Annotated in this window: 20 protein-coding genes; 12 read left to right on the forward strand and 8 right to left on the reverse strand. The window is 61.2% G+C overall.

From position 1 onward, the window contains the following. Positions 1-12 precede the first annotated feature (12 nt). From HX817_RS16460 to antA, 4 genes are all read right to left on the reverse strand, one after another. Positions 13-1,413, reverse strand: a complete 1,401-nt coding sequence (locus HX817_RS16460; RefSeq protein WP_003212324.1) for an amino acid permease — start codon at positions 1,411-1,413, stop codon at positions 13-15. Positions 1,414-1,484: 71 nt separating this feature from the next. Then, a complete protein-coding gene (gene antC / locus HX817_RS16465) occupies positions 1,485-2,492 on the reverse strand; it encodes an anthranilate 1,2-dioxygenase electron transfer component AntC (RefSeq protein ID WP_177040598.1) in 1,008 nt (335 codons plus the stop codon). 170 nt (positions 2,493-2,662) lie between these two features. Then, a complete protein-coding gene (antB, locus tag HX817_RS16470) occupies positions 2,663-3,154 on the reverse strand; it encodes an anthranilate 1,2-dioxygenase small subunit (protein WP_003212320.1) in 492 nt (163 codons plus the stop codon). After that, positions 3,154-4,545 carry an anthranilate 1,2-dioxygenase large subunit gene (antA, locus tag HX817_RS16475; protein WP_003212318.1) on the reverse strand — a complete coding sequence of 464 codons (1,392 nt, stop codon included), beginning with the start codon at positions 4,543-4,545 and terminating at the stop codon, positions 3,154-3,156. The genes antB and antA overlap by 1 nt, the downstream gene beginning before the upstream one ends. Before the next feature lie 312 nt (positions 4,546-4,857). Here antA and HX817_RS16480 point away from each other — a divergent pair, with 312 nt between their 5' ends. Then, positions 4,858-5,856: a helix-turn-helix domain-containing protein gene (locus HX817_RS16480; protein ID WP_008436676.1), complete on the forward strand. Its 999-nt coding sequence runs from the start codon at positions 4,858-4,860 to the stop codon at positions 5,854-5,856. Positions 5,857-5,995: 139 nt separating this feature from the next. Here the strand turns inward: HX817_RS16480 and HX817_RS16485 are convergent, their stop codons facing one another. Beyond that, positions 5,996-6,871, reverse strand: coding sequence for a LysR family transcriptional regulator (locus HX817_RS16485; RefSeq protein ID WP_003212314.1), 876 nt, complete (start codon positions 6,869-6,871; stop codon positions 5,996-5,998). 114 nt (positions 6,872-6,985) lie between these two features. Here HX817_RS16485 and HX817_RS16490 point away from each other — a divergent pair, with 114 nt between their 5' ends. The 3 genes from HX817_RS16490 to catA are packed head-to-tail and all read left to right on the forward strand — an operon-like array spanning position 6,986 to position 9,389. Beyond that, positions 6,986-8,110 carry a muconate cycloisomerase family protein gene (locus tag HX817_RS16490; protein WP_008436677.1) on the forward strand — a complete coding sequence of 375 codons (1,125 nt, stop codon included), beginning with the start codon at positions 6,986-6,988 and terminating at the stop codon, positions 8,108-8,110. Positions 8,111-8,126: 16 nt separating this feature from the next. Next, on the forward strand, positions 8,127-8,417 hold the full coding sequence (catC, locus tag HX817_RS16495; RefSeq protein ID WP_003212310.1) for a muconolactone Delta-isomerase: 291 nt from the start codon (positions 8,127-8,129) through the stop codon (positions 8,415-8,417). 42 nt (positions 8,418-8,459) lie between these two features. Then, positions 8,460-9,389, forward strand: a complete 930-nt coding sequence (gene catA, locus HX817_RS16500; protein ID WP_177040599.1) for a catechol 1,2-dioxygenase — start codon at positions 8,460-8,462, stop codon at positions 9,387-9,389. Positions 9,390-9,514: 125 nt separating this feature from the next. Here the strand turns inward: catA and HX817_RS16505 are convergent, their stop codons facing one another. After that, positions 9,515-9,988, reverse strand: coding sequence for an Lrp/AsnC family transcriptional regulator (locus tag HX817_RS16505; protein ID WP_003212305.1), 474 nt, complete (start codon positions 9,986-9,988; stop codon positions 9,515-9,517). Positions 9,989-10,130: 142 nt separating this feature from the next. On the opposite strand from HX817_RS16505, the gene kynU reads away from it, so the two are divergent. Together kynU and HX817_RS16515 are read left to right on the forward strand one after the other, a co-directional pair. Continuing rightward, positions 10,131-11,381, forward strand: a complete 1,251-nt coding sequence (gene kynU / locus HX817_RS16510; RefSeq protein WP_177040600.1) for a kynureninase — start codon at positions 10,131-10,133, stop codon at positions 11,379-11,381. A gap of 165 nt (positions 11,382-11,546) precedes the next feature. Next, positions 11,547-12,953 carry an amino acid permease gene (locus HX817_RS16515; RefSeq protein WP_177009241.1) on the forward strand — a complete coding sequence of 469 codons (1,407 nt, stop codon included), beginning with the start codon at positions 11,547-11,549 and terminating at the stop codon, positions 12,951-12,953. Here HX817_RS16515 and HX817_RS16520 read toward each other — a convergent pair. Further along, a complete protein-coding gene (locus tag HX817_RS16520) occupies positions 12,899-13,795 on the reverse strand; it encodes a LysR substrate-binding domain-containing protein (protein ID WP_177040601.1) in 897 nt (298 codons plus the stop codon). The genes HX817_RS16515 and HX817_RS16520 overlap by 55 nt on opposite strands. Positions 13,796-13,985: 190 nt before the next feature. Between HX817_RS16520 and HX817_RS16525 the strand changes: the two genes are divergently transcribed. The 5 genes from HX817_RS16525 to HX817_RS16545 all read left to right on the forward strand — a co-directional run bounded on the left by HX817_RS16525 (position 13,986) and on the right by HX817_RS16545 (position 19,047). Beyond that, positions 13,986-14,750, forward strand: a complete 765-nt coding sequence (locus HX817_RS16525; RefSeq protein WP_177040602.1) for a sulfite exporter TauE/SafE family protein — start codon at positions 13,986-13,988, stop codon at positions 14,748-14,750. Between the two features lie 117 nt (positions 14,751-14,867). Further along, positions 14,868-15,458, forward strand: a complete 591-nt coding sequence (locus tag HX817_RS16530; protein WP_008436691.1) for an NAD(P)H-dependent oxidoreductase — start codon at positions 14,868-14,870, stop codon at positions 15,456-15,458. Positions 15,459-15,499: 41 nt separating this feature from the next. After that, on the forward strand, positions 15,500-16,396 hold the full coding sequence (locus HX817_RS16535) for a LysR family transcriptional regulator (RefSeq protein ID WP_177040603.1): 897 nt from the start codon (positions 15,500-15,502) through the stop codon (positions 16,394-16,396). Positions 16,397-16,500: 104 nt separating this feature from the next. Beyond that, positions 16,501-17,394 (forward strand): NAD-dependent epimerase/dehydratase family protein, encoded by an 894-nt coding sequence (locus HX817_RS16540; protein WP_177040604.1) that lies wholly within the window; start codon positions 16,501-16,503, stop codon positions 17,392-17,394. A gap of 207 nt (positions 17,395-17,601) precedes the next feature. Further along, complete coding sequence (locus HX817_RS16545; RefSeq protein ID WP_087693438.1) at positions 17,602-19,047, forward strand: SulP family inorganic anion transporter; 1,446 nt, start codon at positions 17,602-17,604, stop codon at positions 19,045-19,047. 129 nt (positions 19,048-19,176) lie between these two features. On the opposite strand, the gene HX817_RS16550 is transcribed toward HX817_RS16545, so the two are convergent. Then, positions 19,177-19,569, reverse strand: a complete 393-nt coding sequence (locus HX817_RS16550; RefSeq protein WP_177040605.1) for a lysozyme inhibitor LprI family protein — start codon at positions 19,567-19,569, stop codon at positions 19,177-19,179. Between the two features lie 193 nt (positions 19,570-19,762). Here HX817_RS16550 and HX817_RS16555 point away from each other — a divergent pair, with 193 nt between their 5' ends. Then, positions 19,763-21,166 (forward strand): gluconate:H+ symporter, encoded by a 1,404-nt coding sequence (locus tag HX817_RS16555; RefSeq protein ID WP_177040606.1) that lies wholly within the window; start codon positions 19,763-19,765, stop codon positions 21,164-21,166. Positions 21,167-21,177: the final 11 nt, after the last annotated feature.

The raw sequence follows: 21,177 nt of genomic DNA on the forward strand, positions 1-21,177 counted from the left end.
CTCCCACATGGGTTATTGCGCTGTTACTGCCTTCGCGTTGTTCAACCGCAACCGGTACGCCACATAGATGATCCCGACCCAGACCGGAATCGCATACACCGACGCCCGCACACCCGGAATCGCCAGCATCACGCAGATGATCATCAGCATGAACGCCAGGCACAGGTAGTTGCTGAACGGGAACCAGAAGGTCTTGAACGACGGCACCACGCCTTGCTCGCCCATGGCCTTGCGGAACTTGATGTGGGTCAGGCTGATCAGCGCCCAGTTGATCATCAGCGAGGCAACCACCAGCGCAAACAACAGCTCCAGTGCGTCATGCGGCGCGACGTAGTTGATCACCACACACAGCAGCGTCACCAGGGCCGAGATGCCCAGGGCACGCAGCGGCACGCCTTGCTTGTTCAACTTCATCAGCGCTTTCGGCGCATCGCCTTGCTCGGCCAGGCCGAACAGCATGCGGCTGTTGCAGTACACGCCGCTGTTGTACACCGACAGTGCCGCGGTCAGGACCACGAAGTTGAGGATGTGGGCGGCGGTGTCGTTACCGATCAAGGAAAAGATCTGCACGAACGGACTGCCGCTGTAGGCATCGCCCGACGCGCCGAGGGTTTGCAGCAGTTGGTCCCATGGGTACAACGACAGCAGCACGGTAAGGGCGCCGACGTAGAAAATCAGGATCCGGTACACCACCTGGTTGATCGCCTTCGGGATCACCTTGCGGGGTTCGCTGGCTTCGGCGGCGGTAATACCCACCAGCTCCAGGCCGCCGAACGAGAACATGATGAACGCCATGGACATCAACAGCCCCATGCCGCCATTCGGGAAGAACCCGCCGTGGCTCCACAGGTTGCTCACCGAGGCTTGCGGGCCGCCGGTGCCGCTGAACAGCAGGTAGCAGCCGAGCACGATCATGCCGACAATCGCCACCACCTTGATGATCGCGAACCAGAACTCGGTCTCACCGAAGAACTTCACGTTGAGGGTGTTGATCAGGTTGACCAGCACAAAGAACACCACCGCACTGACCCAGGTCGGAATTTCCGGCCACCAGAACTGGATGTACTTGCCCACCGCTGTCAGCTCGGCCATGCCCACCAGCACGTAGAGTACCCAGTAGTTCCAGCCGGCGAGGAAGCCTGCGTAACCGCCCCAGTACTTGTGGGCGAAGTGGCTGAAGGAGCCGGCCACCGGTTCCTCGACGATCATTTCGCCCAGCTGGCGCATGATCAGGAACGCGATGAACCCGGCTACCGCATAGCCCAGGATCATCGACGGCCCCGCCGACTTGAGCACGCCCGCCGAGCCGAGGAACAGCCCGGTCCCGATCGCCCCTCCCAAGGCAATCAGCTGAATATGCCGGTTCTTCAGGCCACGCTTGAGGCCCACCGGGTTAACCATGTCATCCGCCATTAACATTCCCTTCTACTTGTTTTTTTCAGGGTTGATCGCACACCGAACCAGCCCCTCAAACCGCTGAGGGGTCAGATATTACTCTCGGTAAACTTTTCGTAATACAGCTGAACGCCATCAAGTGCCTGATCCAGCAGCCATTGTTTGATGGATTCGACCATCGGAGGGGGGCCGCAGACGTACATATCTGCCGATTGATCCCGCAATTCGGCCAGGTCGAAATGCTCGGTGAGGTAGCCGCGTTTGCCGGCCCAGTCCGAAGGTGGGTCGCTGAGTACCTCGGTGTAGCGAAACCCCGGGATTGTATCGGCGTAGGCTTTTATGCGTGTTGCCTCGCATAAATCGGCCGCACCCCGCACGCCGTAATACAGGTGCACCGGCTGTTGGCAGCCGCTGGCGGCCAGGTCATCGAGCATGCCCAGCAGCGCCGATAAACCAGTGCCACCGGCCACCAACACCAGCGGTCGGGTGACATGCCGAAGGTAGAAGGCACCCAATGGCGCTTCCAGCAGCAACTCATCACCGACCTGGCAGCGTTCGCGGATGTAGTTGCTCATCACGCCATCGGGCAGCAGGCGGATCAGGAACTGCAACTGATTGCCCGGGCGGTTGGCGAAAGAGTAGGAGCGCCAACTGTCGGTGCCGGGAATCGACAGGCGGGCGTACTGGCCCGGCAGGAAATCCAATGGTGCTTCAAGCTGCAGGTGCAGGATCGCGGTGCTGGCCGAGACCTGTTGCACTTGGCTCACCGTACTGCGGATTTGTACTGGCCCCGGCGCGTTGCACAGGCTGGAATCAAAATCGAAATAAAACGCCGCATCGGATTGGACCCGGGTCTGGCAGCTGAGCATTTTGCGTTGTTGCAGGTCGAGGCTGGAGAGGGCTTCCTCGTCCACGTAGTCCTGGCTGTAGTCGCCGGACTCGCAGCGGCCCTGGCAGGTGCCGCATACGCCTTCGCGGCAGTCGAGCGGGATCTTGATGCCATTGCGCAGGGCTGCATCCAACAGGATCTCATTGGCGCCCACCGGGAAAAACAGGGTCTTGCCGTCGGCAAAACTGAAGGCCACTTTGTGATTCATTCGCAGAACTCCGCGAGTTTGATTTTCTATGCCTGCGATTTACCTGTGGCGAGGGAGCTTGCTCCCGCTGGGCTGCGCAGCAGCCCCAAAAAGCCGGGAGCGCTACGCACTGGAGCGCCAACCCGGTCCAGCGGGAGCAAGCTCCCTCGCCACAGGTGTAATGCATCAGGTCACAGGTGATAGAAATCCAGCACCGAGTTGATGGTGTCGTTGAGCAGCAGCGCATGCTTGCGGGTGATCAACCAACTGTCGCCATCGGGCTTGAGGCTGTAAGTGGCGCTGCCGTAGAACTGCTCCGACGTCGCCAGCCGATAGAACAACGTATGCCAGTTCAACTTCACCTCCAGCAGCCCGTCCGGTTGCTCGGCAATCCGCACGTTGTTGATCAAATGCAGCGTCCTTGGCATCGGCGTGGCCGACGCAGCCTTGCCCGTACGCAGGCGAAACACCCGATCCTCCAGCCCCGAGCGGTTGGCGTAATAGATCAACGACATTTCGCGCTTGGGATCGCGGGTGTAGACATGTTCCGAATCCCACTGCGGCAGGTGGAATTCACTCTGCGGGTCGAACAACTGCACGTAGGCGTCCCAGTCCTGGGCATCGCACAGCTCGGATTTACGGTAAAAAAACTGCTCGATCCGGTACTGCAATTGCGCATTCATCATTCCACCTCCCGCAGTTTCAGGGCTTGCTGGTCGAGCCCGTCCAGCAGGAATTTCTGCCAGTTGCGGTGCTGGTTGACGTACAGCCCTTCGTGGGTGAATTCGGTGCCGGTCATCGCCGGCTGGATACCGATGGATTCGCTATTGGGGGTCGGCCCGGTTTCCCAGCGGTGGCTGCCACGGGAAATATCGCTCCAGCGCTCCAGGCGGCCCTGGAAGCCGCGCTGGGCTTCGCGGAACTCCACCAGGTCATCCGGCGTGCCCATGCCCGAGACGTTGAAGAAATCCTCGAACTGGCGAATACGGTTTTCACGGTCGGCGTCAGACTCGTTCTTCACCCCCAGGCACTGGCTGATGATTTCGGTCTTGTTCCATGCGATAGGGCGGATGATCCGCAGCTGCGAGCTGATCTGGTCGAGGAAGAACAGGCTCGGGTAGATATTCAGGTTGCGTAGGCGGTGCATCATCCATTCGGCTTTTTGCTGGCCGTGTTCTTCGATCAGGCGCGGCATGATGGTGGCGTAGCCCGAACGCACGGTGGGGTTGGGCATGTCGCTGAACAACAGGCTGTGACCATTGTTGAAGGCGAACCAGCCGTCATCGGTGTTCGCGTCGCCGGCGCCGAGTTTGCTGTAGTCCAGTGTCGTGCCCGAGCCGGTGCCGTTTTCCGTATTGACCTGCTGGCGATGCTGCACCGTGGCCACGTAGTTGTAGTGCACGGTGCTGACGTGATAACCGTCCAGGCCGTTCTCGTTTTGCAGTTTCCAGTTGCCGTCGTAGGTGTAGGCGGATTTGCCCGGCAGCACTTCCAGCTCACCGGTGGCCGATTGGGCGACCATCATGTCGAAGAACACTTTGGCGTCGCCGAGGAAATCTTCCAGGCTGTTGGTGCCGTTCACGTCGAGGCTGATGAAGACGAAACCCTTGTAGCTCTCGATCCGCGCTTTTTTCAGGCCGCGAGTGGCCTTGTCGAAGCCTTCCGGGTATTCCCCCGGCGCCTTGACCTTCACCAGCCGGCCATCGCTCTTGTAGCACCAGGCATGGAACGGGCAGGTAAACGTGGACTGGTTGCCCTTGCCAACCCGGGTCAGGGTGGTGCCGCGATGCTGGCAAGCGTTGATCAGCGCGTTGAGCTGGCCTTCGCCGTCGCGGGTGATGATCATCGGCTGGCGCCCGGCGCGCATCGTCACGAAGTCGTGCTTGTTGGCCAGTTCGCTCTCGTGACAGGCATAGATCCAGTTTTTTTCGAAGATCAGCTCCATTTCCAGCTCGAACAACTCCGGCTCGGTGAACATGTCCCGGGCGATGCGGAACACCTCATCCACCGGACGGAAGTCCAGGCAGCCTTCGATAAAGCTTTTCCACTGCTCGACGCTTCTTGCACCACTCATGGGAGGCACCTTTTTGATAATGGCTAGACGGGTAAGCCATTAAGAGGCTGCGGCGGGGCACCGGGCTATCCGGTTAATGGGGGAAGGTGGGCCACTTAGTTGGGCACGAAATACCCACGGCGGTGCAGGGCGGTGGCGGAATGCGCTACTGTCTTGCAAGGCGATTGTCGGAAAAGTCTGCTTGTTATCCACTTAGTCGACGGTTGCTATCCACCCAGTGGCGATCCCGCTGGCGTGGCGCAAAACTTGCTGTCGATCTACCAGGACGCGCCGTCAGAGCGCGCCGGCCACAATTGCCGTGGGTGCCCCGTGATGAGTAGCAATACACGCGATATACGTATCGAGCGCTTCGACCTTGAAGGCGCCTGCAGCTGGATGTCCGGCATTTGCGGGCCGCACCGCCTGCAAACCGCGACGCCGGAGCGCATCCGCTTTCACCACAGCGCCAATGTGTTCAAGTCCCGCGCCACGACGCTGGGGATTATCGAATACGGCACCGATGTCACCATCGACATCGAAGACGCCGAGCACTTCAGCAGCTACAGCCTGACCTTGCCGCTGGTGGGCGAGCAGGAACTGAGCAAGAACGGCGTACGGCTCAGCTCCAACCGTGACCAGGGGGTGATCATTTCGCCCAACGAACATCAGGTGCTGGAGATCTCGGGCGACTGCCGCAAGTTGCAGGTGGTGATCACCCGCGCGGCGATGAGCGAATCCCTGGAAGGCCTGCTGCAGCGGCCGATTGAAGCGCCGCTGCGCTTCGAATCGGCGATGGACGCGGTGGACGGCGCTTCCGCGTCGTGGTGGCGCATGGCGCGGTATTTCATCGCCGAACTGGAGCGCAGCAGCGAGCTGTATGACCAGGTGGCGTTTACCCGGGACCTGGAAAGCTCGCTGATCAAGGGCCTGATCCTGGCCCAGCCGAACAACTATTCCGAAGAGCTGCGGGACGTGCTGGGGGTGAAGCTGCCGCACTATTTGATTCGTGCCCGACAGTACATCCACGACAACGCCCGGGAAGCGGTGCACCTGGAGGATTTGGAGGCGGCGGCGGGCGTGTCGCGCTTCAAGCTGTTCGATGCCTTCCGCAAATACTTCGCCCTGTCGCCCATGGCCTATCTGAAGAAATACCGCCTGGGTGCCGTGCGCCAGCAAATCCTCGAACATGGCTCCACGCGCACCATCTCCGAAATCGCCCTGGGCTGGGGCTTTACTCATCTGGGGCGATTCTCGGCCGAATACCGCAAGCTGTTCGACGAATCCCCCAGCCAGACCCTGCAACGCAACGACGCCCGGCGCATGCGTGGATGAACACCTTACGCAAAAACAACGGAGATCAACTGTGGGAGCGGGCTTGCTCGCGAATGCGGTGCATCAGCCAACTCACTCGGTGACTGACACTGCGCATTCGCGAGCAAGCCCGCTCCCACATTGGATGTGTGGTGTTCTTTTAAATCAACTCTTCCACCAGTTGCAGGCAATGACTGAGCCCCGGCGACTGGTCATTGATCCGCCGGCTGAGAATGATCGGCGACGTGGCGGTGGCCTCCACCACCGGCGTGTAGCCAATGTCTGCGCGGTGCAGCACCTGCACCGAGGCGGGTACCAGGGTCACGCCCATGCCTGCGCCGACCAGACCAATGGCGGTCTGCAATTCGTTGGTCCACTGCGAAACCTTCAGGCTCAAGCCATGGGCATCGAACAGCGCGATCACATGGTCGGCGTAGCTCGGCCGCGGGTTGCCGGGATACAGCACGAAGGGTTCAGCGGCCAATTGCGCCAGGGTGGCCGGGGCGCCCAGCAGGGGATGCCCGGCGGGCAACACCGCCACCAACCGGTCCTCCACCAACACCCGCTGCACAATGGCCGGGTCGTCGATGCGAATCCGCCCGAAGCCCACGTCAATCCGCCCGGCCTTGAGAGCTTCAACCTGTTGCAGCGTGGTCATCTCCGACAGGCCCAACTCCAGCTCCAGGCCATCGTGGCTGCGCAGCCGGCGAATCAACTCCGGCAGCACGCCGTACAGCGTCGACGGCGCAAAACCGATGCCCAGCCAGGTTTTCTGCCCAAGGCCGATGCGCCGGGTGTTGTCACACACCTTGCCCAGTTGCTCCAGCAGCACATTGGCGTGCTCATAGAAAAACCGCCCGGCTTCGGTCAGGCGCAACGGGCGCCCACGCTCCAGCAGGACCACACCCAGTTCGTCCTCCAATTGCTGGATCTGCCGGCTCAACGGCGGCTGGGCAATGTGCAGGCGTTCGGCGGCGCGGGTGAAGTTGAGGGTTTCCCCCAGCACCTGGAAGTAACGCAGATGGCGCAGTTCCATAAAGACTCCATTCATACCTTAAGGGTATTGTTCGAGACTCATTCTATATTGGAAGCCAGCAGAGATCCGGAACAGAATCAGGCCAAATCTATAAAGAACCCAACGGGTATTGCCATGCCGATTTGCGCCATCGAGTCGATCGAGACCATCATCGTCGATCTCCCTACCATCCGCCCGCACAAACTGGCGATGCACACGATGCAGAACCAGACCCTGGTGATCATCCGCGTGCGCTGCGCCGACGGTATCGAAGGCATTGGTGAATCCACCACCATCGGCGGCCTGAGCTACGGCAATGAAAGCCCCGACAGCATCAAGATCAACATCGACCGGCACTTCGCGCCGCTGCTGCTCGGCCAGGACGCGAGCAACATCAATGCCGCCATGTTGCGCCTGGAGCGCAGCATCCGGGGCAACACCTTTGCCAAGTCGGGTATCGAAAGCGCCTTGCTCGACGCCCTCGGCAAACGCCTGAACCTGCCGGTCAGCGAATTGCTCGGCGGCCGTGTGCGGGACGCCTTGCCGGTGGCCTGGACCCTGGCCAGCGGCAACACCGAAAAAGACATCGCCGAGGCCGAGAAGATGCTCGACCTGCGCCGCCACCGCATTTTCAAATTGAAGATCGGCGCCGGTGAAGTCAGCCAGGACCTGGCCCACGTCATCGCGATCAAAAAAGCTCTGGGCGACCGCGCCAGTGTGCGGGTCGACGTCAACCAGGCCTGGGACGAAGCCGTGGCCCTGCGCGCCTGCAAGGTGCTGGGGGACAACGGTATCGACCTGATCGAACAACCGATCTCGCGCAACAACCGCGGCGGCATGGTGCGGCTCAACCTGTCGAGCCCGGCGCCGATCATGGCCGACGAGTCCATCGAATGCGTGGAAGATGCCTTCAACCTGGCCCGCGAAGGCGCGGCCTCGGTGTTCGCCCTGAAGATCGCCAAAAACGGCGGGCCGCGTGCGGTATTGCGCACCGCAGCGATTGCCGAAGCGGCGGGTATCGGCCTGTACGGCGGCACCATGCTTGAAGGCGGTATCGGCACCCTGGCGTCGGCCCACGCGTTCCTCACCTTGAACAAACTGGCGTGGGACACCGAGCTGTTCGGCCCGCTGCTGCTCACCGAAGACATCCTCGCCGAGCCGTTGGTGTACCGCGATTTCCACCTGCATGTCTCCACCGCTCCGGGCCTGGGCCTGGCCATCGATGAAGAGCGCCTGGCGTTCTTCCGTCGCGATAAATAACAAGAGGACACCTGCGATGTTGTTCCACGTAAAAATGACCGTGAACCTGCCCGTCGACATGAACCCCGAGCGCGCTGCCGGCCTCAAGGCTGAAGAAAAAGCCTTCTCCCAGCGGCTGCAGGAGCAAGGCAAATGGCGCCACCTGTGGCGCATCGCCGGGCTGTACGCCAACTACAGCGTGTTCGATGTCGACAGCGTGCAGGAACTGCATGACCTGTTGATGCAACTGCCGCTTTATCCTTACATGGCCATCGAAGTGAATGCCCTGTGCCGGCATCCATCGTCGATCCGTGAGGATGATCGCTGAGTCTGTTTTTTCACCTAATAATTACAAGATGAGGATTGCACCATGTCCATCCGACTTTCCCAGACTGCTCACGCCCAACAGTTTCTCGAAGAAGCCAGCGGCAACCTTAACGACGGCGGCAACCCACGGGCCAAGGCGCTGATCTACCGGATCCTGCGGGACACGGTGAACATCATCGAAGACCTGGAAGTGACTCCGGAAGAGTTCTGGAAGGCGGTCAACTACCTCAACGAACTGGGCAAGAACCAGGAAGCCGGCTTGCTCGCGGCAGGCCTGGGCCTGGAGCATTACCTGGACATGCTGATGGACGCGGCGGACGAGGAAGCCGGCAAGTCCGGCGGCACCCCGCGCACCATCGAAGGCCCGCTGTACGTGGCCGGTGCGCCGCTGTCCAAGTTCGAGGCGCGGCTGGACGACGGGCAGGACCCGGGCGTGCCGCTGTTCATGCAGGGCCAGGTGCGCGACACCAATGGCAAGCCGTTGGCGGGGGCGATTGTCGATGTATGGCAGGCCAATACCGGTGGTACGTATTCGTGGTTTGACAGCACGCAGTCGGAGTTCAACCTGCGTCGGCGAATCGAGACCGATGCCCAGGGCAACTACCGTTTTCGCAGCATCGTGCCGTCGGGGTATGGCTGCCCGCCGACCGGCCCGACCCAGCAGTTGCTGGACCAGTTGGGGCGCCATGGCCAGCGGCCGGCGCATATCCACTTCTTCATCTCGGCGCCGGGCCATCGGCACCTGACCACGCAGATCAACCTGTCGGATGACCCGTACCTGCATGATGATTTTGCCTATGCGACGCGGGATGAGTTGATCGCCGAAATTCGCTTCAGCGAGGACGCAAACCTGGCGAAGGAATTTGGTGTGGAAGGGCCGTTTGCGCAGATTGATTTTGACTTTGAGTTGCAGCCTGCGGCGGCGCCGGTAGAACAAAAGCGTATGCAGCGAGTGCGCGCCCTCGAAGACTGAACGCGGTAAAAAAAATGTGGGAGCGGGCTTGCTCGCGAATGCGGTGGATCAGTCAATATTTCCGGTGACTGACACTCCGCCTTCGCGAGCAAGCCCGCTCCCACATTGGCTCTGTATCGTTTGGCCTACTTGCGAACAACCAGGTCGAGCAGATCATCCCGATCCTTGATCTTCTGCAGCACGATCTCCGACCGAATATCCATCACCCCCGCCGTGCGGTTCAGGTGGTTCACAATGAAATCCGAAAAGTGCTTGAGGTTGCGCGCCTGCACCCGCAGCACATAATTGCTCGCCCCGGTAATCACATACGCACTGGCCACCTCCGGCCACCCTTGCACCTTCTTGATAAACGTCTCGTGCCAATCCTCCACATCCTGGCGTAACGACAGGTGGACGATGGCCTCCAGCTCGATCCCCAGTTGCTCGGCGTTCAACACCGCCCGATAACCACTGATGATTCCCTCGCTTTCCAGCAGGCGCAAACGCCGCAGGCAGGCCGACGGCGACAGGGCGACTTTCTCCGCCAGTTCCTGGTTACTGATACGGCCATCCTGTTGCAGGAAATGCAGAAGGCGCAGGTCGGTGGCGTCGAGAATCATGGTTAGAATAAATCCGCGTGTTTGGGGGTTAAATTCGAATTTCCTACAGCTTAATTAGCCTGTTGCCCACCACTTTGCACGAAAATTCTCTAAAGCTTCGTTCATTATTTGGCTCATTGTTACTACAACAACAGGACTGACCATGACCACCCGCACCCATTGCCTGACCCTCGACGCCCAGGATCCGCTGGCGCCATTGCGCAACCAATTCGCCTTGCCGGCCGGGGTCATCTACCTCGACGGCAACTCCCTCGGTGCGCGCCCGGTAGCGGCACTGGAACGGGCGCAAGCGGTGATCGCCGAGGAGTGGGGCAATGGCCTGATTCGCAGTTGGAACAGTGCCGGCTGGGCCGACCTGTCCCAGCGCCTGGGCAATCGCCTCACACCGCTGATCGGTGCCCGCGACGGTGAAGTGGTGATCACCGATACCACCTCCATCAACCTGTTCAAAGTGCTCAGCGCCGCGCTGACCGTGCAACGCGAACGCGCGCCAAGCCGCAAGGTGATCGTCAGCGAAGCGAGCAATTTCCCCACCGACCTGTACATCGCCGAAGGCCTCACCGAACTGCTGCAACAGGGCTACTCCCTGCGCCTGGTCAACAGCCCGGACGAACTGCCGAAAGCCATCGACCAGGATACGGCCGTGGTGATGCTCACCCACGTCAACTACAAGACCGGCTACATGTACGACATGCAGGCCCAGACTGCCTTGAGCCATGAATGTGGCGCGCTGGCGATCTGGGACCTGGCGCATTCGGCGGGCGCGGTGCCGATCGACCTGCATCAGGCCGGTGCCGATTATGCGATTGGTTGCACTTACAAATACCTCAACGGCGGGCCCGGCTCCCAGGCGTTTGTGTGGGTCAACCCGGCGCTGGTGGATGTGGTTACGCAGCCGCTGTCGGGCTGGTTCGGGCATACCCGACAGTTCGCCATGGAATCGCGTTATGCGCCGAGCCAGGGCATCGCCCGCTACCTGTGCGGCACCCAGCCGATTACCTCGCTGGCGATGGTGGAGTGTGGCCTGGATATTTTCGCCCAGACCGATATGGCCAGCTTGCGCTCTAAATCCCTGGCGTTGACCGACCTGTTTATCGAGTTGGTGGAAAGCCGTTGCGCCGCCCACGACCTGACCCTGATCACCCCGCGTGAGCATGCCCGACGGGGTAGCCACGTCAGCTTCGAACACCCGGAAGGCTATGCGGTTATCCAGGCCTTGATCGCTCGTGGCGTGATTGGTGATTATCGCGAGCCGCGCATCATGCGGTTCGGGTTTACCCCGCTGTACACCAGCTTTGCTGAAGTGTGGGATGCGGTGGAAATCCTGGGTGAGATTCTCGATCAAAAAACCTGGGACCAGCCGCAGTTCAAGGTTCGTCACAGCGTCACCTGAGTAAACGCAGAGCAAAAAATGTGGGAGCGGGCTTGCTCGCGAATGCGGTCTATCAGTCTCTGATGTATTGACTGGCACACCGCATTCGCGAGCAAGCCCGCTCCCACAGGGGACAGTGTTTCAACCAGAAAGCAGTGCAATCACAATAATAAAGGGGCACGCCACGTGACCACGCCAGACCAAGGCTTTGCCGAAATCACCAATCGCGAACTGGGCCTCAGGCGCCAGCTCACTTCCGGCCAGATGAGCATGATCGCCATCGGTGGCGCAATCGGCACCGGGCTGTTCATGGGCAGCGCCTACGCCATCGGCTATGCCGGGCCCAGCGTGCTGGTGAGCTATGCCATCGGCGCGCTGATCACTTTGCTGTTGATGGGCTGCCTGGCGGAGATGACCGTGGCGCATTCCACCTCGGGCTCGTTCGGCGCGTATGCGGAGTTTTACGTCAGCCCGCTGGCCGGTTTCCTGGTGCGCTATGCGTACTGGGCGGCGATTGTGCTGGCGGTGGGCGCCGAGGTCACGGCGGTGGCGATGTACATGAAGTACTGGTTTGCCAACGTGCCGGAATGGGTGTGGATCGTCTCGTTCTCCAGCGTGTTGATCGTGCTCAACGCCATCAGCGTCAAGACCTTCGGCAACTTCGAGTACTGGTTCTCCACGATCAAGATCAGCGCCATCGTTGGCTTCATCATCCTCGCGGTGTACGTGGTGTTCGGCTCCGGCAATCCGGATTACGGTGTGCAGAACTACACGGCCCACGGCGGCTTTTTCCCGAACGGGTTGAGCGGCATGTGGATCGCGGTGATCGTCTCGATCTTCAGTTACTTGAGTGTGGAAATGATCGCGGTGGCCGCCGGTGAAGCGGCCGACCCGGAGCAGGCGGTGAAAAAAGCCTTCCGCGCGACCATCGTGCGGCTGGTGGTGTTCTACCTGCTGACCCTGGCGCTGATGTTGGCCATCGTGCCGTGGAACCAGGCCGGCCACGCCCAGAGCCCGTTCGTCACGGTGATGCAGACCATCGGCATTCCCGGCGCCACCGGGGTGATGAACTTCGTGATCCTGATCGCTGCGCTGTCGGCGATGAACAGCCAGCTCTACATCACCACCCGCATGATGTTCAGCCTGTCCCGCGCCGGTTTTGCGCCCAAGTCCATGGGCGCCTTGAGCAAGAGCGGGATCCCGTTGAACGCCTTGTTGCTGTCCAGCTCGGGCATTGCCCTGGCGACCCTGCTGAACGTGGTGTACCCGGAAAGCTCGTTCACCCTGATGATGGCGATCTCGATGTTTGGCGCGATCTTCACCTGGTTCATGATCTTCCTCACGCACCTGTTTTTCCGCCGCTACCGCAAGCGTCACGGCGGGGCGAAGCTGTCGTTCCAGCTGGCGCTGTTTCCCTACAGCACGCTGCTGGGCCTGGTGCTGATGGGCGCGGTGATGATCACCACGTTTTTCACCGATGCGTTCAAGATGACGCTGGTGTTCGGGGTGCCGTTCCTGCTGATTCTGTCGGCGGTGTACTACGTATTTTTCCGCAAGGGCGCGGCCAAGGCATCGAACAAGGCTTTGGCATAACCTGGCAATTGCTCGAACTCGCGGGCGCATAACAGCAGTTTGCGACAGGCCCAATCCTCGCTCAGGGGTTGGGCCTTGAAGCGCCGCTCAAACGGCCAGCGTTCCAGCGCCGCCAGGGGCACGATCCCCAGCCCGGCGCCCCGGGCGACCATGCGAATCAGCCCGTCAAACCCATCTGCGCGGATGCGTGTCTGCAAGCGAAAGCCTGCGTGCAATGCCTGTTCCTCCAGGTACACCGCCAGCGCGCTGTCGGCGGCCAGGCCCACATAGTCGTGCTGCAGGCTGTCGATAAAACTCACGGTGCGCCCGGCCAGCGGGTGGTCCAGCGGCATGATCAGCACCAGCGGGTCGTCGCGAAAGGGCAGGGTTTGCAGGCCGTGGGTGTCTACTGCGTCGGAAATAATCCCCAGGTCTGCCGCGCCCTGGCGCAAGGCGTGGGTGATGCGCAGGCTTGGCAGTTCCTGCAGGTCGATGTCGAGGTTGGGGTGCTCGTGCAGAAAGTCCGCCAACAGTTCCGGCAGGTATTCGCTCAGGGCGGTGGTGTTGCACAGCAGGCGCACCTGGCCCTTGACGCCGTTGGCGTATTCCGCGAGGTCTTGTTGCAGGTACTCGACTTGCTGCAACAGCAGGCGGGCGTGCTGGGCGAGGGCTTTACCCGCAGCAGTCGGGGTGACGCCACGGCGGCCACGTTCAAGAAACTCGATGCCCAGGGAGGCTTCCATCGCCCGGATCCGTGCACTGGCCGCCGCCAGGGACAAATGGCTGCGGCTGGCGCCGGCGGTGATGTTGCCGGTGTCGAGGATGTGCAGGTACAGGCGCAGGTCGATCAGGTCAAAGTGCATGGGCTGGGGATCTCAGTGTCTGGACGGGCCTCTTCGCGAGCAAGCCCGCTCCCACATTTAGATCTGTGAACCCTTTCAAAATGTGGGAGCGGGCTTGCTCGCGAAGAGGCCATCTGCCTCATGCAAAACAAGAGGCTGCCTCAGTATATGGCGAATTTTCAGACATCACCCAAACCTGCAAAATCGACCCATGAATACCTTACTCGCGTTCTACCAAAACCTCGGCCCGGCCCTGACATGGCTGGTGATCGGCACCTTCCTGTTGGCCGGTACGGTCAAGGGCGTCATCGGCCTGGGCCTGCCCACCGTCGCCATGGGCATGCTCGGCCTGGCTATGTTGCCGGCGCAGGCTGCGGCGTTGCTGATCATCCCGTCCACCGTCACCAACCTCTGGCAACTGGCCTTCGGCGGTCACCTGAGCGCGTTGATCAAACGCCTGTGGCCGATGCTCCTGCTGATTTTCCTCGGCACCGGGCTGGGCTCGGTGTGGCTGGGCATGGATGGCGGGCATTGGGTGGTGCGGGCGTTGGGCGGCGCGCTGCTGGTGTATGCCTTGAGCGGGCTGTTGCTGCCGACGTTCAAGGTAAGCCCGGCCACCGAGCGTTGGCTGGGCCCGCTGTGCGGCGTGCTGACCGGGGTGATCACCTCGGCCACCGGGGTGTTCGTGATACCGGCGGTGCCGTATCTGCAAGCGTTGGGCTTGAACCGCGATCAGCTGGTGCAGGCATTGGGGCTGTCGTTCACCGTGTCGACGCTGGCGCTGGCAGCCGGGCTGTTCTGGCGTGGCAGCCTGGGCGGCGGTGAATTGAACGCCTCGTTGTTGGCGCTGGTTCCCGCGCTGCTCGGGATGTGGCTGGGCCAGGCCCTGCGCCAGCGCATCAGTGCCGTGCTGTTCAAGCGGGTGTTCTTTATCGGCATGGCCGCGCTGGGAGGTCATCTGCTGATCAGTGGTTAACAATATGCCGTTGATTCGTGCGTTTTGGTCAAATGTATTTTGCGGCTGGGACGCTTATTCCAAAGCACCGACCCCGTTACCCTGCCTTCAGACATTTTTAATCTTTAGGCACCCCCTATGAAAAAAGTACTCCTGCTCAACGGCGGTAAGAAATTCGCCCATTCCGACGGTCGCTACAACAGCACCCTGCATGAAGCCGCCCTGGCGGTACTGGACCGTGGCGGCATCGACGTCAAGGAAACCCACATCGACGCCGGCTACGACGTGGCCGAAGAAGTCGCCAAATTCCTCTGGGCCGACGTGATCATCTACCAGATGCCCGGCTGGTGGATGGGCGCTCCGTGGATCGTCAAGAAGTACATTGATGAAGTCTTCACCGAAGGCCATGGCAGCCTGTACGCCAGCGACGGCCGCACCCGCTCCGACTCGTCGCAGAAATACGGCAGCGGCGGCCTGATCCAGGGCAAGCAATACATGCTGTCCCTGACCTGGAACGCTCCCCAGCAAGCGTTCGACGACCCCACCGATTTCTTCGAAGCCAAGGGCGTGGACGCGGTGTATTTCCCGTTCCACAAGGCCAACGAGTTCCTCGGCATGACCGGCCTGCCGACCTTCCTGTGCGTGGACGTGATGAAACGCCCGGCCATCGAAGCCGACGTGGCGCGTTATGAACAGCATCTGGCACAGGTGTTTAACCTGAGTCTGTAATGCGGCTAGTATCCGTGCAGCCGCTATAAAGAGGATTCACGTTGAAAGCCCGATCCGATGAGCTACAGATCTTCGTCTGCGTGATTGAATGCGGGTCGATTTCCGCCGCAGCCGAGCAGGTCGGGCAGACGCCGTCGGCGGTCAGCCGCACCTTGTCGCGCCTCGAAGCCAAGCTCGACACCACCCTGATCAATCGCACCACCCGACGCATGGACCTGACCGAAGAGGGCAAGTATTTCTTCGAGCGGGCCAAGGTGATCCTCGAGCAGATGGACGACCTGGAAGAACGCCTGTCGTCGCGCCAGCAAACCCCGTCGGGGCGCCTGCGGATCAACGCGGCGTCGCCGTTCATGCTGCATGCGATCGTGCCGTACATCGCCGAGTTTCGTGACCTGTACCCGGATATCCAGTTGGAACTGAACAGTAACGACCTGATCATCGACCTGCTGGAACAGAGCACCGACATCGCGATCCGTATCGGTGCCCTGGCCGACTCGACGTTGCACGCCCGCTCACTGGGTTGCAGCCCGCTGCATATCCTCGCCAGCCCGGCGTACCTGGAACAGCACGGCACGCCCACCACCGTTGCCGAACTGGCCGAACACACTTTGCTCGGCTTCACCCAGACCGAAACCCTCAACCACTGGCCGTTGCGCCATGTGCACGGCGATCGCTGGCAAATCCAGCCGGGCGTTGCTGCTTCCAGCGGTGAAACCTTGCGCCAGCTGGCGCTGGAAGGGCAGGGCATCACCTGTCTATCGGACTTCATGACCGCCCAGGACATCAAGACCGGGCGCCTGATACCGGTGCTGGCCGAGTTCAACAGCGGCTATCGTCAACCGATCAATGCGGTGTACTACCGCAACTCGCAATTGGCCTTGCGCATCCAGTGCTTCCTGGACTTTATCCAGGGCAAGCTGGCCAGCTACGCCAGCTGATTCGTGACCTCTGCGCAAGATTGAATTGGGCAATACGGACTTATTCGGAATGGATAGGTCCGCAATACTGAGTCCATCAATTACTCACGCAGGGAGACACCTCCATGAACGTATTCATCACCGGCGCTGCCGGTTATATCGGCGGTTCCATCGCCACTGGCCTGGTCAAGGCCGGCCATAACGTCACCGGCCTGGTGCGCAGCACCGAACAGGCTGCGGAAATGACGGCACTGGGTATCACGCCGGTGATCGGTACGCTGGATGACAGCGCGCTGTTGACCGAGCAGGCGAAGAAAGCTGACGCGGTGATCAACGCCGCCAGCAGCGACCATCGCGGCGCCGTGGAAACCTTGTTGGCCGCGCTGCGCGGCTCCAACAAAACCTTCCTGCACACCAGCGGTTCGAGCATCGTCGGTGATGCGTCGGGCGGTAAGTCCAGCGATGTCATCTACTTTGAAGACAACCTGCCGGCGCCGACTGTCGACAAGGCTGCTCGCGTGGCCATCGACAACCTGATCCTGGCTGCCGCCAAAGATGGCGTGAACTCGGCAGTGATCTGCAACACCCTGATCTACGGTCACAGCCTGGGCGTCAAGCGCGACAGCGTGCAGTTGCCACGCTTGCTCAAGCAGGCACGCAAAAGCGGTGTAGTGCGGCATGTGGGCACCGGGCAGAACATCTGGTCCAACGTGCACATTGAAGACGTGGTTGCGTTGTACCTGCTGGCGCTGGAAAAGAATGTGCCGGGCACTTTCTACTTTGTGGAGAGTGGCGAAGCGGCGTTTGTCGACATGACCACCGCGATTGCCGAAGCGCTGAAGCTGGGTGAACCACAGGATTGGCCATTGGCGGATGCCGAGGCCGAGTGGGGTTATGAAATGGCCAACTATGGCCTGGGCTCCAACAGCCGGGTGCGCGGCAAGCATGCGCGGGAATTGCTGGGGTGGGCGCCGAAGCGGACCTCCGTAGTGGAGTGGATTCGCAACGAGATGGTGTGATGTTCGCTTGAGACCGAGGCGAGCCCTTCGCGAGCAAGCCCGCTCCCACACTTAACCGAGTTCCAACTTTGGAATGCGGTCAAATGTGGGAGCGGGCTTGCTCGCGAAAGGGGCGACTCGGTCCAACGGTCTTACCCAACACTAGCCCCACCCCGCCCAATTCCGTACCATCCCCAGCCTTATCCCCCGCAACTCCCCGGTACTTCAATGAACCTCACCCGTCTGCGCGCCGACGCCCTGGCCGGACTCACCACGTCTTTTGCCTTGCTGCCCGAATGCATCGCCTTTGCCCTGGTGGCTCATCTCAACCCGCTGATGGGCCTTTACGGCGCATTCATCATCTGCACCCTCACCGCGCTGTTCGGCGGCCGGCCTGGCATGGTCTCTGGGGCCGCCGGCTCGATGGCGGTGGTGATCGTCGCGCTGGTGGTGCAGCACGGCGTGCAGTACCTGCTGGCCACGGTGTTGCTGGGCGGGTTGATCATGGTCGCCTTCGGCCTGTTGCGCCTGGGCAAGCTGGTGCGCATGGTGCCGCACCCGGTGATGCTCGGGTTCGTCAACGGCCTGGCGATCATCATTGCCCTGGCGCAGCTGGAGCATTTCAAGAGCGGTGACACCTGGCTCAGCGGCACGCCGCTGTACGTAATGACCGGGCTGGTCGCGGCCACCATGGCCATCGTCTACCTGCTGCCGCGCCTGACCCGCGCCGTACCGCCAGCCCTGGTGGCGATCCTCGGCGTAGGCCTGGCGGTGTACCTGCTCGGCCTGCCGACCCGCACCCTGGGCGACATGGCCCACATCGCCGGCGGCCTGCCGACCTTCGCGCTGCCACAGATTCCCTGGACCCTCGAAACCCTGCACATCATCGCGCCCTACGCGATCCTGATGGCCATGGTCGGCCTGCTGGAAACCCTGCTGACCCTCAACCTCACCGACGAAATCACCGAAACCCGCGGCTACCCGGACCGCGAAAGCGTGGCCTTGGGTGCCGCCAACATGGTCTCGGGCCTGTTCGGCGGCATGGGCGGCTGCGCGATGATCGGGCAAACCGTGATCAACCTCAGCTCCGGCGGGCGCGGGCGTTTCTCCGGGGTATTTGCCGGGGTGATGATCCTGCTGTTCATTCTGTTTCTGTCACCGCTGATCGAGCGCATTCCGCTGGCGGCGCTGGTGGGGGTGATGTTTGTGGTGTCCCAGCAGACGTTTGCCTGGGCTTCGTTGCGGGTGATCAACAAGGTGCCGCTCAACGACGTGCTGGTGATCATGGCGGTGACGGTGATTACCGTGTTCACCGACCTGGCGACGGCGGTGCTGTGCGGGATTGTGATTGCGGCGCTGAACTTCGCCTGGCAGCAGGCGCGCGAGCTGTACGCGGATGAGCACATGGAAGCGGACGGCAGCAAACTCTATCGGGTGCACGGCACGCTGTTTTTTGCCTCGACCACGCCGTTTTTGAATCGCTTCGATCCGGCCAACGACCCGGCCCAGGTGACGCTGGATTGCCGTCACTTGAGCTTCGTCGACTATTCGGCGATTGCAGCGTTGATGACCTTGCGCGAGCGCTACACCAAGGCCGGCAAGCATTTGCGGGTGCTGCACCTGTCCGAGCGCTGCCGCAAACTGCTCAAGCGCGCCCGGGTGCAGCACGACTGACCGTTGTTGAAGTGCGATGATCGTTCCCACGCTCTGCGTGGGAACGTCGCTTTGGACGCTCCGCGTCCGCTCTTAAAATCGTGACGCGGAGCGTCACAGGATGCATTCCCACGCAGAGCGTGGGAACGATCATGGCCCGACCAGGTTTTCCAGTTCCTGGGCGCGGGTCTGGGTCATGTCCAGCACGCAGCCGGAGCCGTTGACCTGATCAATGGTGCCGCCGGTGGCCGAGCCGATGAAGCCGCAATTGGCATCGCGAAACTTGATCCACTGACGCTGTACGTCCTGCAACTGCTGCTTGCGGTTGCCTTCCATCGCCGTCATCGCGGTTTTGTAGGCGGTATTCAGGCGCGCGTCCTGCACCTTGGTTTCCTTGGCGTTGCAATCGACCATGTCGGCGGTGGTGTTGGCGCCGTCCATGCATTTTTTCAGGGCCGGGTTCTCATCGGCCGAGGCCGTGCCGCACAAGGCCAGCAACAGTGCGCCGGCGGCGAAAGGAACAAGCAGGGGGTTACGATTCATTCTGGGTTTTCCTGGTCATGAGTCGGTGTGCAGTCTAAGACTCGGCCTGCGCAGTTGAGTTTCCAGCCCCGGCGATCTTCATGTAAGAACGCCCCCCGAATTTTCATCCACTGACCCTGGGCATATCCCTGCGCGACAGGGCTTGTCTGTGGGCGAAAATTACTTTCATAAAAATTGAAAATGCACCTCGGTAATGATTTATGACTTTCACAACCTATTCGACGTGACCCTTTCCGAGGAGTACCGCATGGCCGCATCACCGGGGTATTGGCTGTTGATCTACGCCGCCATCGCCATCATTGCATTGATCGTATTGATCGCGCGTTACCGGCTCAACCCGTTTATCGTCATCACCCTGGTGTCTATCGGCCTGGCGCTGTTGGCCGGGATGCCGGCGGACACGATCATGGGCTCCTACGAGGCGGGCGTCGGCAAGACGCTGGGGCATATTGCGCTGGTGGTCGCGCTGGGCACCATGCTCGGCAAGATGATGGCCGAGTCCGGTGGCGCCGAGCAGGTGGCGCGCACGCTGATCAACCGGTTCGGCGAGCGTAACGCGCACTGGGCAATGGTGTGTATCGCGTTCCTGGTGGGGCTGCCGCTGTTTTTCGAGGTCGGTTTTGTGTTGCTGGTGCCGATCGCGTTTACCGTGGCGCGGCGGGTGGGCGTGTCGATCCTGATGGTCGGCCTGCCGATGGTGGCCGGCTTGTCGGTGGTGCATGCGCTGGTGCCGCCGCATCCGGCGGCGATGATGGCGGTGCTGGCCTATAACGCCTCGGTCGGGCAGACGGTGCTGTATGCAATTTTGATCGGCATACCCACCGCGATCATTGCCGGCCCGCTGTACGCCAAATTTATCGTGCCGCACATTCACCTGCCCGCGGAAAACCCGCTGGAGCGCCAGTTCATCGACCGCGAGCCGCGCACCCGCCTGCCGAGTTTCGCCCTGACCATGGGCACCATCCTGTTACCGGTGGTGCTGATGATGATCGGCGGCTGGGCCAACCTGATTTCCACGCCGGGCACCGCCTTTAACCAGTTCCTGTTGTTTATCGGTAACTCGGTGATTGCGCTGCTGGTGGCGACCCTGGTGAGCTTCTGGACGCTGGGCCTGGCCCAGGGTTTCAACCGCGAATCGATCCTCAAGTTCACCAACGAGTGCCTGGCACCAACGGCCAGCATCACCTTGCTGGTGGGTGCGGGCGGTGGTTTGAACCGGATTCTGGTGGACGCCGGGATCACCAATGAAATCCTTGGCCTGGCCCACGCTTTCAACCTGTCGCCTTTGGTGATGGGCTGGCTGTTCGCCGCGCTGATGCGCATCGCCACCGGCTCGGCCACCGTGGCCATGACCACGGCCTCAGGCGTGGTCGCACCGGTTGCGATGGGCCTGGGTTATCCACACCCGGAATTGCTGGTGCTGGCCACCGGCGCGGGTTCGGTAATCTTTTCCCACGTGAACGACGGCGGCTTCTGGCTGATCAAGGAATACTTCAATATGACGGTGATCCAGACCTTCAAGACCTGGACCGTGCTGGAGACCCTGATTTCGGTGGTCGCCTTCGGTCTGACTTATGGTTTGTCCTGCATCTTGTAACCCGGAGCCGA

The sequence above is a fragment of the Pseudomonas sp. C6002 genome (genome assembly GCF_013385805.1).
Taxonomy (GTDB): domain Bacteria; phylum Pseudomonadota; class Gammaproteobacteria; order Pseudomonadales; family Pseudomonadaceae; genus Aquipseudomonas.